This window comes from Mesorhizobium loti R88b (genome assembly GCF_013170845.1).
Taxonomy (GTDB): domain Bacteria; phylum Pseudomonadota; class Alphaproteobacteria; order Rhizobiales; family Rhizobiaceae; genus Mesorhizobium; species Mesorhizobium loti_B.
The window spans coordinates 6171386-6185640 of record NZ_CP033367.1; the positions used below are offsets into that span (position 1 = coordinate 6171386).

Annotated in this window: 17 protein-coding genes; 10 read left to right on the forward strand and 7 right to left on the reverse strand. The window is 58.9% G+C overall.

Features of this window, described 5'->3' with window-relative positions; all coding sequences use genetic code 11:
* Window positions 1-100: 100 nt before the first annotated feature.
* Both EB235_RS30045 and EB235_RS30050 read right to left on the reverse strand, forming a co-directional pair.
* The gene (locus EB235_RS30045; protein ID WP_027033778.1) at window positions 101-721 is read right to left on the reverse strand and encodes a ChrR family anti-sigma-E factor; all 621 of its coding nucleotides are present in this window, start codon (window positions 719-721) and stop codon (window positions 101-103) included.
* Window positions 718-1422, reverse strand: coding sequence for a sigma-70 family RNA polymerase sigma factor (locus EB235_RS30050; protein ID WP_245268911.1), 705 nt, complete (start codon window positions 1420-1422; stop codon window positions 718-720). Before EB235_RS30050 ends, EB235_RS30045 begins: the two co-directional genes overlap by 4 nt.
* 169 nt (window positions 1423-1591) lie before the next feature.
* Here EB235_RS30050 and EB235_RS30055 point away from each other — a divergent pair, with 169 nt between their 5' ends.
* Both EB235_RS30055 and EB235_RS30060 read left to right on the forward strand, forming a co-directional pair.
* A complete protein-coding gene (locus EB235_RS30055; RefSeq protein ID WP_208603646.1) occupies window positions 1592-2461 on the forward strand; it encodes a hypothetical protein in 870 nt (289 codons plus the stop codon).
* 50 nt (window positions 2462-2511) lie between these two features.
* Window positions 2512-3051 (forward strand): sigma-70 family RNA polymerase sigma factor, encoded by a 540-nt coding sequence (locus EB235_RS30060; protein WP_027033776.1) that lies wholly within the window; start codon window positions 2512-2514, stop codon window positions 3049-3051.
* Window positions 3052-3145: 94 nt separating this feature from the next.
* On the opposite strand, the gene EB235_RS30065 is transcribed toward EB235_RS30060, so the two are convergent.
* Window positions 3146-3922 carry a hypothetical protein gene (locus EB235_RS30065; protein ID WP_027033775.1) on the reverse strand — a complete coding sequence of 259 codons (777 nt, stop codon included), beginning with the start codon at window positions 3920-3922 and terminating at the stop codon, window positions 3146-3148.
* A gap of 308 nt (window positions 3923-4230) precedes the next feature.
* On the opposite strand from EB235_RS30065, the gene EB235_RS30070 reads away from it, so the two are divergent.
* Entirely contained in the window at window positions 4231-4686 is a 456-nt protein-coding gene (locus EB235_RS30070; protein ID WP_245268910.1) for a CopD family protein, read from the forward strand.
* Window positions 4687-4797: 111 nt separating this feature from the next.
* Window positions 4798-5298 (forward strand): cytochrome b, encoded by a 501-nt coding sequence (locus tag EB235_RS30075; RefSeq protein ID WP_027033773.1) that lies wholly within the window; start codon window positions 4798-4800, stop codon window positions 5296-5298.
* A gap of 21 nt (window positions 5299-5319) precedes the next feature.
* On the opposite strand, the gene EB235_RS30080 is transcribed toward EB235_RS30075, so the two are convergent.
* The 4 genes from EB235_RS30080 to EB235_RS30095 all read right to left on the reverse strand — a co-directional run bounded on the left by EB235_RS30080 (window position 5320) and on the right by EB235_RS30095 (window position 8499).
* Window positions 5320-5739: a ferritin-like domain-containing protein gene (locus EB235_RS30080; RefSeq protein ID WP_027033772.1), complete on the reverse strand. Its 420-nt coding sequence runs from the start codon at window positions 5737-5739 to the stop codon at window positions 5320-5322.
* An 87-nt stretch (window positions 5740-5826) separates the two neighbouring features.
* A complete protein-coding gene (locus EB235_RS30085) occupies window positions 5827-6405 on the reverse strand; it encodes a DUF4142 domain-containing protein (protein ID WP_155256475.1) in 579 nt (192 codons plus the stop codon).
* Between the two features lie 123 nt (window positions 6406-6528).
* Window positions 6529-7443: an oxygen-dependent coproporphyrinogen oxidase gene (hemF, locus tag EB235_RS30090; RefSeq protein ID WP_027033770.1), complete on the reverse strand. Its 915-nt coding sequence runs from the start codon at window positions 7441-7443 to the stop codon at window positions 6529-6531.
* A 117-nt stretch (window positions 7444-7560) separates the two neighbouring features.
* A complete protein-coding gene (locus tag EB235_RS30095; protein WP_027033769.1) occupies window positions 7561-8499 on the reverse strand; it encodes a LysR family transcriptional regulator in 939 nt (312 codons plus the stop codon).
* A gap of 122 nt (window positions 8500-8621) precedes the next feature.
* On the opposite strand from EB235_RS30095, the gene EB235_RS30100 reads away from it, so the two are divergent.
* The 6 genes from EB235_RS30100 to rpe are packed head-to-tail and all read left to right on the forward strand — an operon-like array spanning window position 8622 to window position 14204.
* A complete protein-coding gene (locus EB235_RS30100; RefSeq protein ID WP_027033768.1) occupies window positions 8622-9653 on the forward strand; it encodes a class 1 fructose-bisphosphatase in 1032 nt (343 codons plus the stop codon).
* 4 nt (window positions 9654-9657) lie between these two features.
* Window positions 9658-10527: a phosphoribulokinase gene (locus tag EB235_RS30105; protein WP_027033767.1), complete on the forward strand. Its 870-nt coding sequence runs from the start codon at window positions 9658-9660 to the stop codon at window positions 10525-10527.
* Between the two features lie 46 nt (window positions 10528-10573).
* Complete coding sequence (locus EB235_RS30110) at window positions 10574-12055, forward strand: ribulose-bisphosphate carboxylase large subunit (RefSeq protein ID WP_032926014.1); 1482 nt, start codon at window positions 10574-10576, stop codon at window positions 12053-12055.
* A gap of 16 nt (window positions 12056-12071) precedes the next feature.
* A complete protein-coding gene (locus EB235_RS30115) occupies window positions 12072-12506 on the forward strand; it encodes a ribulose bisphosphate carboxylase small subunit (protein ID WP_027033765.1) in 435 nt (144 codons plus the stop codon).
* A gap of 29 nt (window positions 12507-12535) precedes the next feature.
* Window positions 12536-13480 (forward strand): CbbX protein, encoded by a 945-nt coding sequence (gene cbbX / locus EB235_RS30120; protein ID WP_032926011.1) that lies wholly within the window; start codon window positions 12536-12538, stop codon window positions 13478-13480.
* A 40-nt stretch (window positions 13481-13520) separates the two neighbouring features.
* Window positions 13521-14204, forward strand: a complete 684-nt coding sequence (rpe, locus tag EB235_RS30125) for a ribulose-phosphate 3-epimerase (protein WP_027033763.1) — start codon at window positions 13521-13523, stop codon at window positions 14202-14204.
* Window positions 14205-14255: the final 51 nt, after the last annotated feature.

Below are 14255 nucleotides of genomic sequence, written 5' to 3' on the forward strand. Positions count from 1 at the left end.
TTTTGCACAATTGCAAAGGCACACCGCAGCCATACGGTTTCGTAAGTTGGCCACTTAACTACGCCGGCGAGCCTCAAGGTGGTTATGTGGCGAGCGCCGACTAAAGCCTGAGCAGAGGCTGTATGATGCGGCCAAGCCGGCTTTGAAGCACGATATTGCCCTGGAGTGCTACGATACAGATGCAGGGGTCGCCGTCACATACGGTCGGCTTGTGTTCCATCGTCTCGTCGGCCTCGTCGAAGTCGCCAGGACCATAGCGGCCGAACTGGTGTTCGAATGCCCCTTCGAGGACGCATGTCCATTCGTAGCCGGCATGCCTATGGTATGGCAGCCTGGTTCCTGGCGCTGCCTTCAGCATGAACACCTTGATGTTCGAGACTTCAGGCACCGATACCGAACGTTGGCGCACGCCCGGCCCGACCCAACGCCATGGGCCAAGCTGATAGCGGTCAAGCGGTTGTTTTGGTCCTGTCTCGGGGGCAGCGAAGTCCTCTTCGATCAGGCGCAAAACATTGCGCAGCGCGCCTGGCTCCATTGATAACGGTGTTGCCTGCTCAAGAAGCTCGCCACCTATCGCCTCGTACCCTTCCACCTTGCGGCTACAGGCAGCGCACAAGGACAGATGCATCGAAACGACAAGCCCGCGGGCTTCATCAAGGGTGCCCGAAGCAAAGGCCGCGAGGGTCTCGTCGGTTGGATGATGGGCAATGGCATCAGTCATTTCAGCTCACCAACCCTGTCTCTCAACCTTTGCAAGGCAAGCCTGATCCGCGACTTGACGGTGCCCAGCGGGATGCCGAGGAGATTTGCGATCTCGCCGTGTGCAAGGCCATCGAAGAATGAGAGGCGAATGACGCGCAGCTGTTCCTCCGGCAGTGCACCTATCGATGATCTGACATAGGCCTCACGCTCGGCGACGAGCAATTGGCTCTCAGGCTCGTCATTGTGTTGATCTTCCAGCATGCCATCTTCCTCGGCCCATGCAGTGGCGCGGCCTTCGCGGCGACTCTCATCGACGCTGATATTGCGGGCGATCGCATAAACCCAAGCCGACGCAGCCGCTCGCTCGGGATCATATTGTGCAGCCTTGCGCCAAAGTTTGATCAATGTTTCCTGCGCCAGATCTTCAGCACGATCGCGACTTGCGCCGCGCCTTATCATCATCGCCTTGATGCGCGGCGCATAATGTTCGAACAGTTCCGCGAACGCGTCGCGATCCTGACTTGCCGCGACACGCCTGATCAGCCGGGCTGGATCGAATTCCACCATCGTTCTGCTATACGCTCTATCCTGCTCCGGCTGGCAAGGCAGCGTTATGAGTTTCTCGAGTCCATTACGCACCAGGCCGTCTTTTGGATCACTGATTTCATCCGCTTCTGATTTTCCGATCACTTTTTTCCGATCAGCCCATCCGTTTTTCAATGAGCTGTGATCCATTTCGGCCCGGCAACCGTATTGCGACTGAAATGGTCAGAATCCTGTGCTCCGATGGGCAGCTCATCGTGAGGCAGGTATCTCGTGCGCAAGAGGTGTGGCTCCACGCCAACTGGCGCGCGCTGATCGAGGACGCAAACAGGGAAAGGGGCCTGACATGCCAAATATCGTGTTGATCGTCGGCAGCGGCCCGGACGCGGTTCGATGCAGGGATTGGTCTCGAACGGCGTTTTTGTCGATTGTCGTCATAAACAACGCCTGGCGCGTGCGGCCTGACTGGGACTATCTGATCCACCCCGACGATTTTCCCGATGACCGCCTGCCAAGCGACCAACGTCCGCGAATGGCGTCGATCATCAAGTCGAATGCCTTCGTCCCTGCCCAGAATGCATTCGGTGGGTTTGTCTATGCGGGCGGCACAATGGCCTTCACCGCTGCCTATTGGGCTCTGAAGGCCCTCAAGCCTGATGTGATGGCGTTCCTGGGTTGCGATATGATTTATCCCAAGAACGCGCCGACGCATTTCTATGGCGTTGGAACAGCTGACCCGCTGCGCGACGACGTGACATTGAGGGACCTGGAAGCCAAGTCTGCAAGGCTGTTCGCCAAAGCCTTGCGTTGCGGAACAGTCTGTCTGAATCTTTCAAACCTTCCTGAAAGTCGTCTTGCCATACCGCGGGTGACCCTGCGGTTTATCGAGCGACTTACCTCGGTTCGGATCAAGGCGCTCAAGGCGATGCTTGAAGGCGCCGTCGATGCGCGATCAATCGAGACCGCCGACATCCTCGAGGATGAACTCGGGTATTTTGTCGAACATGGCAGGTACTGGGAACACGCGTCGGATTTCGATGAAGCCGCGCTGGAGAAGATCGATCAGCGCTGGCTTTCCTCGGTGAACCACCTGCCGGCGTCGGTTACTCCGAGCGATGGTTGCTGGGGACGCGGCCGGGCGCGCAAGGGCGATATTGTTCAACAGGATCGTCGGGTTGGTCGCGACGCGCCCTCCCATCCCGCCGAAGGCGCATAGATCCAAGTGGCTGAAGGACAGGAGCCGCTTTGGACGAGGGCTGCGTCATGCTGACTCGAGACGACATAACAAATCTCATCTTGCGAACAAGCATGCGCGATCGAGCCGCGTTTGACCTGCTCTACAAGCATACCTGCGCGAAACTGTTCGGTGTATGCCTGCGAATCGTAGGCGACAGAGGGGAAGCCGAGGAGGCGTTGCAGGAAGTCTACGTAAAGATATGGACCAAGGCTGATCGATATGCGGTGTCAGAACTCAGCCCGATCTCCTGGCTTGTGGCGGTTGCTCGCAATCATTCGATCGACCTTATCAGAGCGCGCCGCCCTTCTGCTTTCGACCTGACGGCCGCGGGCGATATTCCCGACACGAGACCATGGGCAGAGGAGTTGCTGATTGAACGCGACCAGACTGCCCTTCTCGACCGATGCATCGACAATCTGAGCATAGAAAAAGCAGCAGCCATAAGGGGCGCATATCAACAAGGCATGTCCTACGCCGAGCTTGCAAAGCGTCACAACGTACCGCTCAACACAATGCGAACCTGGCTTCGGCGCAGCCTGATAAAACTTCGAGAGAGCTTCGAGGAATGACGTTAGAAGAGGAGGATCATTTAAGCGTCGAGACCAAAAGCTACATCACTTAGAGTTGTCGCTCTATTAATGGATCGTTGTCTGGCAACCGAGCCTATGTTTCCTGAGCCAAACCCAGTGATCTAGCAGGCCGCCAGTCGTGCTTGGCATCTGCAATTAGCACCGGCGCAATTTTCCGATACAATTCGTCAATCCCTTCGTTCCCGATAAATTTGCCACCAATGATAAACGAGCAGAAACTGGCAAGTTGAAGCGGTAGCGAGGCCGCCTTTTCGGCAAACTGGACCTCTGGCTTGATATGGGTCAGAGGAAGCAACGACCGCCCGGATCCAAGGCGCTCCAAGGCTATCGGGTTTTGATACCAATCGTGAACATACCGGATCAGAAGCTGCGCGTCGTGGGTGTCTTGCGCGATCAACTGCGCAATCTCATCGCTGTAGGCGCTCCTCATCGTCCGCTCAACCGCGAAAGCGCAACTTACGAAAGCCATGGCGTGCAGGGCTATCCTCAACACATCCATTTCCGTGTTCTCAGCAACGTCCATCCATTGATGTTTTCGGCGATCGGCAAGCCCAAATAATATCGGTATCTCCATTTCGGTCGGGACTGTTGCCAACTCGTCCATAATGGCCATCCGCCGTTCGACCGGCCATTTTTCACGATCATCAAAATGGCCAGAGCCACTCAGAATATCCCTGGCCTCGAAAGAGAACGAACTCCGCTCTTCGGCAGGTATGTGTTTTTGAATCAATCTCGTCATTCGATTTTCGAGCCGAATGAGCTGTTCTTCTGCTTGAACGACAATGGCTGAGACAACTATTTTCGGATCCCGTATGGAGGTCCCGGCATCATCGACAAATACAAATCGCATCAGTCGACTCCGTCGTTAGGGTACCGTCATGCGGTACCTAGATGGGCCTATCCTCGTTTGATGGTATCACTGCGTAGATTGCTGCGCAAAATATGACCCGTGGTTCTGCTCAAGGAGAAGTGGCAAGGAATGACTGCCTTAATGACGGCGGCCCCAAGAACAGACTGACGCGCGAACTCGGCCGATAGGGCCGCCACCCTCGTAGCAGACAAGGCGCGATTGGCAGAGATGTTGCTAAGCCGGCCGCCAGACGCGATAAACCCTGTATGAAACATTCCGCAGTTCCAATCCTGGTCGCAGTTTTCGCCATGCTGCTGCTGTTCCTGTTCGGCACCGATGCATTCTATCCGTGGGCCAAGGCGATCCATTTTATTGCAGTGGTTTCATGGATGGCGGGGATAATCTGTTTGCCCCTGCTTCTCGGTTATCATACGGGTCTGACGAAGGGCTCGTCCGGGTCGGAGACCTTCAAGGTGATGGAGCGGCGATTGCTGCGGGCCATAATGACTCCGGCCATGATCGTCACCTGGATTTTCGGGCTTTGGCTGGCGTGGAAGGGATTTGCGTTTTCTGGCGGTTGGCTGCACGCCAAGATCGCGCTGGTGGTCTGCCTGTCCGGTCTGCACGGATATCTTGCGGGAGCCGTCAGAAGATTCGCTGCTGACACGAACGATAAGCTAGCATCTCACTGGCGTATCCTGAGCGCGGTCCAAATGGTTCTCATCATAGGAATCGTCACATTGGTCGTTGTAAAGCCCTTTTGACAGGATCGACTGCATCGACTGTCAAGTTTCTGAAATCACAATTCGTGACACTGCCATTGTTTCAAGCCACGCCAGCGGATAGCGTCCCTGTCTTATTGATGGGGAAAAACCATGACAAAACATCCATCAGGATATTCCGGGCTGCAAATCGGATTGCACTGGACAGTAGCGTGCCTGGTGATTTTCCAATTTCTTGCCCATGACGCAATAGAACACGCATGGCGCGCCTTCGCTGGTGGCGCACCTGCCGATCCCGACGGAAAGGGCATGGTCACCCTTCACATCATCTCCGGTGCCCTCATCTTTGTGCTTGCCGTGTGGCGGTTATGGCTGCGTTTCACGCGCGGCGTTCCCGCACTTCCCGACAATGAGCCGGCGGCGTTGAAATTCATCGCCAACGCAACCCATTTCCTGATCTATGCGCTGATCATCGGCATGCCGATTTCCGGCTCGATCGCATGGTTCGCAGGCGTGCCGGCAGCGGCAGCCGCTCACGTCCTGGCCAAGACCGCTCTGCTGGTTCTCGTCATTCTTCACGTCGCCGGTGCGCTGTTCCAGCAATTTGTTCTCAAGTCCAGCGTGCTGTCACGCATGGTGATGAGCCAGGACTAGCGATTTGGCCGCACTTGGCGATCAGGCTGCATTCTGCTGCATGCGCGTGATCATGCCGAGCAATCTGCTCTTGTGATACTGGAGCATTGCCACCGTGGAGGCATCGAGCTCGTCCTGGATTGCCTCGTCGTACTGTTCGACGATACGCTGCTCACCGCTCACGAACGACGACAGCGAATTTTCGTCGACGCCGGTCACAGCAGAACGAACCGATATTACAGCCTTGTGAACAGTGGACATGAACGATCCGGACTCGTCCGGCTTTTCGCCCTTTGCGACGAGCGCTTTGTCGATGTCTGAATGCGCCGCGCCATGAATCGCAAACATTTGCTCGAACATAGCTTTGAGTTTGGCCGTTTCGGCATCGTCGATCGCCGTCTCGTAGCCGGCGCGAGCGTCAACCAGAGTTGTATGAAGCCTTGACAGTTTATCTTTGCTCATTGCGGTCGCCCAGCAATCTAATAACGCATGATCGACATTTGACAGGCATTCGAATGTTCGGCAGCGCCCAGATTAAGAAGCTTCTATTCATTGCGCGGGGGCCTTTACATTCAACTTCGAGCCCAATTCCTGAGCCATCTGATAGTGATCGATGATAGTCGGCAAGGTTTTTGCCGCAAATCGGTTCAGATCAGAATCTCCGTCTGAATAGCCCTTGAGCAGCGAAATGGCCCTTTGATGTACGTAGATTTGGCCTTCGATGTACATTTTGTCGAAGTCGGGGCCGTCCTTTACGCTTGCGAGCTTGGCCAGTATTCCCTGCTGTTCGCCATCCGGAGCCGGCTCGGCGAACTCCTTTGTCTTGTCACCCGACTTCGCGATCGCCAGCAATTCTTCCTGAGCTGGGGAGTGCGCTTCAATCATCCGCTGCGCGAACGCTTTCAACTCTGGCGCCTGTGCTCGCTTCAAAGCCAACTTGGCTGCATCGATCTCGAAAGAATTCGCAGAACTCGCTGTAGCAACAAATTCAAGCGCCGTTGCGACTTTTCGTGGTTCAATTTGAGTGGCTGGGATCGTAGGAACAGAAGGCTTTTGCTCGGTTTGGCAAAATGCAGCCGAATTCATTGATAAAAGAGCCGTTGTGGCAAGCAGCATCAGCGTTTTCATGGAATTCCTCCCTTTGCTGTCGACAACGAGCAGCCAGGTGGAATGTTCCTGCAGCGCTACCTCCACTGACCAAACTTGATGCCAAGAAGCCTTAGGACGACGGCTTCCGGCCCATATCGCCGCTCAGGGCCAGCGCACCTCTGGCGGCAGGCTGGATAGGATCGAAGCAACATTGCCGCCCGTCTTCAGTCCGAAGATGGTGCCGCGATCGTGAAGCAGGTTGAATTCGACATAGCGGCCACGACGGATGAGCTGTTCGTCGCGGTCGCCGTCGGTCCAGTTCTCGTTGAAATTGGCGCGCACGAGGTGGCCATAGACGACGAGGAAAGAGCGGCCGACATCCTGGACGAAGTTGAAATCGGCATTCCAGCCGCCCTTCTCCTCGGCGGAATGCAGCCAGTCGAAGAAGATGCCGCCAATGCCGCGCGGCTCGTTGCGGTGCGGCAGGTGGAAGTACTCGTCGCACCAAGTCTTGTATTTCGGGTAGTCGGCGACGTCCGCGTTCTTCTCGCAGGCGAACTGCATGGCGCGGTGGAAGGCTATCGCGTCAGGGTCTTCCTGGGTGCGGCGTCGGTCGAGCACCGGCGTCAGGTCGGCGCCGCCACCGAACCATTGGCGCGAGGTGACGACCATGCGCGTGTTCATGTGCACGGCTGGAACGTGGGGATTCCAGGGGTGGGCGATCAGCGAAATGCCGGAGGCCCAGAAGCGCGGGTCTTCCTCGGCGCCCGGCATCTGCTTCCTGAATTCGGGCGAGAATTCGCCATGGACGGTCGAAGTGTGGACGCCGACCTTCTCAAAGACACGGCCGTGCATCATCGACATGGTGCCACCGCCGCCGCGGCCCTCATCGCGCTCCCACGGCGTTTTTTCGAAACGGCCGGGCGACCACGACGCTTGCGGGCCCTCGATATCACGCTCGATCTGCTCGAGGTCGCTGACGATGCGGTCGCGCAAATCCTCGAACCATGCCCGGGCGGCGATTTTCCTGTCTTCGATGTCGGCGGGAAGCCCTGCCGGTATTTCGGGTCGCTGCATGACCAAGCTCTGCTGCATCTGAACGTTGCCAACACGAAGCACGGGACTTCCGTTCAGTGCAAGTCAAAGCGCATCGCTCCGAAGAAAGTTAGGCGCGGCAAGCAGCCCAGGACGGAATCAGAAGGTCGGCTCCGGGTACAGCTGGCCGAACGCGGGCAGGTAGCGAGCGCCCGACTTTGCCAGAAAATCATGGAACGCACCCATCGCAGGGGTCATGGCGCGGTCGCTGCGCGCGACCGCAAACCATTGCCGCCTGAGCGGCATTCCAATCACGTCAAGCAGCGCCAGGCGGCGGGTCTCCACTTCATAAGCCACGGTATGGCCGGAAATAAACGCGACGCCGAGGCCGGCCATCACCGATTGCTTGATGGTTTCGTTGGAATCCATCTCGATCCCGGGATTGTCCATCCAACCCGCAACCCCGCGCATGAAGATCTCCATCGATATACGCGTGCCCGAACCGGACTCGCGCATCAGGAAGGATTCCCCTGCGATACGCTCCCTAGTGATGTCACGTTGCCTAACCAGGGGATGATCGGGTGCCGCTATTATGACCAGCGGATGGTCACCGAAGACGACGGCACGCACTGGAATGCCAGGAGGCGGACGCCCCATCAGCGCGATATCGAGGCTATGGTTCTTGAGGCTTTCGATGGTTTCGGCCCGGTTGCCGACAGCGAGCTTCATTTCGATGCCCGGAAAATTCGCCATGAACGCCGCCATGAGCCGTGGCGCGAAATACTTTGCGGTCGAGACGACGCCGAGCCGCAGACTGCCCCGCTTCACCCCTTTGACCGCGTCGATCTCGTCGGATAACACGCGCAGGCGTTCCTCGATCGCCTGAGCCGTGTCCAGCACCGCCAGTCCGGCGGTTGTCGCCCGCATCCCGTCCGGTGTGCGGTCAAAGAGAACCAGCCCGGTTTCATGCTCGAGCTGCTGCAATTGCAGTGTCACAGCTGGTGGGGTGAGACCAAGTTCGGCCGCGGCTGAAACGATCTTGCCGTGGCGGTGAATTGCCGTGACGGAGCGTAGCTGCCTCAAGGATATGTTGCGCATTTGATAAGTAGGTTTTTCTTATCGCGTGTGTAAGGAAAATAAATTTTACTAAACTAGCTCGTCCCTGTCATCTGGTTTGTGGAGGCCCGGAGAGGAGTCGGCGCATCCGGGAGGACCAAGGGATGATCGCCTCGACGCTCGACGCGTTCCTGAACTCTTACGCCATGTCGCAAACCGGCGTGCGGCCGGCTGTTGCCCAGGCCGTACGAGCACTGGCCTCGGCCGCGTTGAAGCTGCGCGCCATCATGGGCACGGTTGGACCAGGTGGCGGCGAAGCGCTGCTGACCGGCGGCGGCGCAGACCCGCGCCGCGCGTTGGAAGCACGAGCGGACGCGACTTTCCTTGAAGCCATGACCAATGTGCCGGTGGCGTTCTACGCCGCCGAACATGGCGGCGCGCCAACCGTTCTTGACCGTGAGGCTCAGCTTGCGGTCGCCATCCAGCCACTGGATGGATTCTCCAACATCGATATCAACGCGGCCCTTGGCACCATCTTCTCGGTGCTGCCAACACTTCAGGAAGGCGAAACCGAGACGTTCCGCCAGCCTGGCAGAAAGCAGCTTGCGGCCGGTTTCATTGTCTACGGCCCCCAGCTAGGTCTCGTGCTGACACTCGGCAACGGCACCCACGCTTTCATCTTTTCGGCGCCACTGGGCGTTTTCGTGCAGGCGCGGGAGAGCTGCATAATCCCCGCCGAAGCTACCGAATACGCCATCAACGCTTCCAACTACCGGCACTGGCGTGAAGCCGTTAGGCTTTACATCGACGACTGCCTGAGCGGTGCCGACGGCCCGCGCAATCGCGACTTCGACATGCGCTGGGGCGCTTCGCTTGTCGCCCATATCTACCGCATCCTCATGCATGGCGGCGTCTATCTGCAGCCGGCAGACAACCGGCCGGGGTGCGCGCATGGTCATCTGGGACTGGTCCACCAGGCCAACCCAATCGCCCTGCTGGTCGAGCAGGCGGGTGGCGCCGCATCCGACACCGCCGGTCCGGTTCTCGACCTGGTGCCGGAAACACTGCATCAGCGCACACCCCTGATCTGCGGGTCGCTGCCGGAAGTCGAGCGCATCACGCGCTACCACACCGAGCCGAGTGCCATTGCCGACAGGGCTCCCCTGTTTGGCAATCGCGGCTTGTTCAGGGCCTGAGGCGATGTCGGGAAAGCACCCCATCATCACCATCACCGGATCGTCGGGCGCAGGCACGACCTCGGTCAAGCGCATCTTCGACATGATTTTCCGGCGCGAGAAGATCGAAGCGGCTTTCATCGAAGGCGATGCCTTCCACCGTTACGATCGCATGGCGATGAAAGCGAAGGTGGCGGAAGAGGAAAAGGCAGGCAATCCGAACTTCACGCACTTCCACGCCGATGCCAACGAACTGGAAACGCTCGAGGCGGTCTTCGAGGAGTATGGCCGCCGAGGTTCCGGCAAAACGCGCACCTACGTGCACGACGAGGACGAAGCCAAACAGTTTAACACGCCCGCCGGTCAATTCACCCCCTGGCGCGAGTTCGCGCCCAGCGACCTTCTGTTCTACGAGGGCCTGCATGGCTGCGTGGTGACCGACAAGTTCGACCTGTCGCAGCACGCAGATCTCAAGATCGGCGTGGTCCCGGTCATCAACCTCGAATGGATCCAGAAGATTCATCGTGACCGCGCCACCCGCAACTATTCGACCGAGGCGGTCATCGATGTCATCCTGCGGCGGATGCCGGATTATGTCCGCTACATCGTTCCGCAGTTCGCGCTGACCAACATCAACTTCCAGCGCGTGCCGATCGTCGACACTTCCAACCCGTTCATCGCGCGCTGGATTCCCACACCCGACGAATCGATGCTGGTCATCCGCTTCGCCAACCCACGCGGCATCGATTTTCCCTACCTTTTGTCGATGATCCACGACTCGTTCATGTCGCGGCCGAACTCGATCGTGGTGCCCGGCAACAAGCTTGATCTGGCCATGCAGCTGATCCTGACGCCCCTCATCCTGCAGTTGATCGACCGCAAGCGCCGCATGTGACGACACGCACAACATTCACCGCACTCCGACCGGGAAGGACCGACTGATGAACATCCGCTCCGAAACGTTGGCCGAAGGCAAGGAACGCTACAAATCCGGCGTCATCCCCTACAAGAAGATGGGCTATTGGGAGCCGGACTACAGGCCGAAGGACACCGACCTGATCGCCATGTTCCGGATCACGCCACAGGCCGGCGTCGATCACGAAGAGGCAGCAGCCGCGGTTGCCGGCGAAAGTTCGACGGCAACCTGGACCGTCGTCTGGACGGACCGGCTCACCGCCTGCGAACTCTATCGTGCCAAGGCTTTCAGGTCCGAGCCGGTGCCTAACACCGGTCCAGGCACCAAGGTCGACCAGCAGTATTTCGCTTACATCGCCTACGATCTCGACCTGTTCGAGCCAGGCTCGATCGCCAATCTGACCGCCTCGATCATCGGCAACGTGTTTGGCTTCAAGGCGGTCAAGGCGCTTCGGCTGGAAGACATGCGCATCCCGGTCGCCTATCTGAAAACGTTCCAGGGTCCGGCGACCGGCATCGTCGTCGAGCGCGAGCGCCTCGACAAATTCGGTCGCCCGCTGCTCGGCGCCACGACCAAACCGAAACTTGGCCTGTCCGGCCGCAACTATGGGCGTGTCGTCTATGAGGCGCTGAAGGGCGGGCTCGACTTCGTCAAGGATGACGAGAACATCAACTCGCAGCCCTTCATGCATTGGCGCGACCGCTACCTCTATTGCATGGAGGCGGTCAACAAGGCTTCGGCAGCCACCGGCGAGGTCAAGGGCCATTATCTCAACGTCACGGCAGGCACGATGGAGGAGATGTACGAGCGGGCCGAGTTCGCCAAGCAGCTTGGCTCCTGCATCATCATGATCGATCTGGTGATCGGCTACACCGCGATCCAGTCGATGGCCAAGTGGGCGCGCCGCAATGACATGATCCTTCACCTGCACCGCGCCGGCAACTCGACCTATTCGCGGCAGAAGAACCACGGCATGAACTTCCGCGTCATCTGCAAGTGGATGCGCATGGCCGGCGTCGACCATATCCATGCCGGCACGGTGGTCGGCAAGCTCGAGGGCGACCCGCTGATGATCAAGGGCTTCTATGACACGCTGCGCGAGGAACGCACGGTGCAGAACCTGGAGACGGGCCTGTTCTTCGACCAGGAATGGGCATCGCTCAACAAGGTGATGCCGGTGGCGTCAGGCGGCATCCACGCCGGCCAGATGCATCAGCTGATCCATTATCTCGGCGAGGATGTCATCCTGCAGTTCGGCGGCGGCACCATCGGCCACCCTGACGGCATCCAGGCCGGAGCGACGGCGAACCGCGTCGCGCTGGAAGCGATGATCCTCGCCCGCAACGAAGGCCGCGACTACCTGCGCGAAGGAACCCAGATCCTGGAACAGGCGGCGCGTTGGTGCACGCCGCTCAAGGCCGCGCTCGAGGTCTGGAAGGACGTGTCCTTCAACTATGAATCGACCGACACCGCCGATTTCGTGCCAACAGCCACGGCCAGCCACTAGAAGGAAGCACAGCGCCATGATGACCAATCCCGGAAACAGGGTCACCCAAGGGCAGTTCTCGTTCCTGCCCGACCTCACCGACACACAGATATCGGCGCAGATCAAATATGCGCTGAAGAACCAATGGGCTGTCAGCGTCGAATACACCGACGATCCGCATCCCAGGAACACCTATTGGGAGATGTTCGGCAATCCGATGTTCGACCTGAAGGATCCGGCCGGCATCCTTCTGGAGGTAAACGCCTGCCGCAAGACCTATCCCAACATGTATGTGCGGGTTACCGCCTTCGATTCGACCAAGGGCTGGGAGGCGCCGCGAATGTCCTTCATCGTCAACCGGCCGCCGAACGAACCCGGTTTCCGCCTGCTTCGGCAGGAACGTGACGGACGCAGCCAGGGCTATTCGATCGTTCCTTATGCAACCGACAAACCGGAAGGCGAGCGGTCGTAACACTGCCTTGCGAGAAACGGAGCAATGCGATGCTCGATATGTCGGACACCACGGTTCTGGCTGACGGCGAACTGGTCAATCTGCAGAAGGAGTTCGAGGCCTCCAACATCGACGAGGTGATAGACAAGCTCGACCGCGAGTTGATCGGGCTGAAACCGGTCAAGACCCGCATCCGCGAGATCGCTGCCTTGCTGCTGGTCGACAGGCTGAGGCGCAAATTCGGCATTTCTTCGGGAACGCCAACGCTGCACATGAACTTCACCGGCAATCCTGGCACCGGCAAGACGACGGTGGCCTTGCGCATGGCTGAGATCCTGCACCGGCTTGGCTATGTCCGCGAGGGGCATCTGGTGTCGGTGACGCGCGACGATCTGGTTGGCCAGTATGTCGGCCACACCGCACCCAAGACGAGGGAGGTGATCAAGCGGGCCATGGGCGGCGTGCTGTTCATCGACGAGGCCTATTATCTCTACAAGCCCGAGAATGAGCGCGACTACGGCCAGGAAGCCATCGAGATCCTGCTGCAATACATGGAGAACAACCGCGACGACCTCGTGGTGATCCTCGCCGGCTACAAGAACAAGATGGACAAGTTCTTCGACAGCAACCCGGGCATGCGCTCGCGCATCGCCCATCACCTGGACTTCCCCGACTACAACCCTTCGGAGCTCAAATCGATCGCCGAAATCATGCTTGCCGATCAGAACTACCGGTTGAGCGAGGACGCCGCCGTCGCCCTTGAGGAATACATTCCGCTACGCATGCGGCTGCCGCATTTTTCCAATGCACGCTCGATCCGCAATGCACTGGACCGGGCCCGTCTGCGCCAGGCCAACCGTCTGTTCGCCGAGCGCAGCCAAACGCTGACAAGGTCCGACCTGATTACGATCGAGGCGGCTGACATTCGCGGCAGCCGGGTCTTCGTCGAGGGACAGCCAGACGGCGATCCGGGTGCCGCCACCAATGCCCGATAAAATTTCAGCGGAGCACACAAGCGCAAATCAGGAGTAGCCCATGACGCGCAACACCATCATAGCGCCCTCAGTGCTCTCAGCCGATTTTTCGAAACTGGGGGACGAAGTCGAGGCTGTCGTCGCGGCCGGCGCGGACTGGATCCATCTCGACGTCATGGACGGGCATTTCGTCCCCAACATCACCTTCGGGCCGCCGGTCATCAAGGCCATCCGCAGCCGCACCGACAAGGTGTTCGATTGCCACCTGATGATCGCGCCCGCCGACGCCTATCTGGCTGCCTTCGCCGAGGCCGGCTGCGACATCATCACCGTGCATGCCGAGGCCGGACCGCATCTCGATCGCTCGCTGCAAACGATCAAAAACCTCGGCAAGAAGGCCGGCGTGTCGCTCAACCCGGCGACCCCGGAAAACGTCATCGAATATGTCCTCGACAGGTTGGATCTGGTGCTGCTGATGACGGTCAATCCGGGCTTCGGCGGCCAGGCCTTTATCCCGTCCATAGTCGACAAGGTGCGGCGCGTCAGGGCGCTGATCGGCGCCCGTCCGATCGATCTCGAAATCGACGGCGGCGTGACCGCGCAGACAGCACCCTTGCTGTCCGCCGCGGGGGCCAACGTCCTGGTGGCCGGTTCGGCTGTGTTTAAAGGTGGGACAGCGGATGCCTACCGCGCCAACATAGCCAGCATCCGTCATTCGTCCGACGACGCGCGCGCCGCGGCCTGAGTGGTGAGCCATATGTCAAATTTAGTTTACACCCTGGGAACGCGCAGCCGT

Coding starts and splice junctions, on each gene's coding strand:
- EB235_RS30045 (WP_027033778.1), bottom strand. CDS start 721: ATGACTGATGCCATTGCCCATCATCCAACCGACGAGACCCTCGCGGCC.
- EB235_RS30055 (WP_208603646.1), top strand. CDS start 1,592: ATGCCAAATATCGTGTTGATCGTCGGCAGCGGCCCGGACGCGGTTCGA.
- EB235_RS30065 (WP_027033775.1), bottom strand. CDS start 3,922: ATGCGATTTGTATTTGTCGATGATGCCGGGACCTCCATACGGGATCCG.
- EB235_RS30070 (WP_245268910.1), top strand. CDS start 4,231: ATGCTGCTGCTGTTCCTGTTCGGCACCGATGCATTCTATCCGTGGGCC.
- EB235_RS30075 (WP_027033773.1), top strand. CDS start 4,798: ATGACAAAACATCCATCAGGATATTCCGGGCTGCAAATCGGATTGCAC.
- EB235_RS30080 (WP_027033772.1), bottom strand. CDS start 5,739: ATGAGCAAAGATAAACTGTCAAGGCTTCATACAACTCTGGTTGACGCT.
- EB235_RS30085 (WP_155256475.1), bottom strand. CDS start 6,405: ATGAAAACGCTGATGCTGCTTGCCACAACGGCTCTTTTATCAATGAAT.
- hemF (WP_027033770.1), bottom strand. CDS start 7,443: ATGCAGCGACCCGAAATACCGGCAGGGCTTCCCGCCGACATCGAAGAC.
- EB235_RS30095 (WP_027033769.1), bottom strand. CDS start 8,499: ATGCGCAACATATCCTTGAGGCAGCTACGCTCCGTCACGGCAATTCAC.
- EB235_RS30100 (WP_027033768.1), top strand. CDS start 8,622: ATGATCGCCTCGACGCTCGACGCGTTCCTGAACTCTTACGCCATGTCG.
- EB235_RS30105 (WP_027033767.1), top strand. CDS start 9,658: ATGTCGGGAAAGCACCCCATCATCACCATCACCGGATCGTCGGGCGCA.
- EB235_RS30110 (WP_032926014.1), top strand. CDS start 10,574: ATGAACATCCGCTCCGAAACGTTGGCCGAAGGCAAGGAACGCTACAAA.
- EB235_RS30115 (WP_027033765.1), top strand. CDS start 12,072: ATGATGACCAATCCCGGAAACAGGGTCACCCAAGGGCAGTTCTCGTTC.
- cbbX (WP_032926011.1), top strand. CDS start 12,536: ATGCTCGATATGTCGGACACCACGGTTCTGGCTGACGGCGAACTGGTC.
- rpe (WP_027033763.1), top strand. CDS start 13,521: ATGACGCGCAACACCATCATAGCGCCCTCAGTGCTCTCAGCCGATTTT.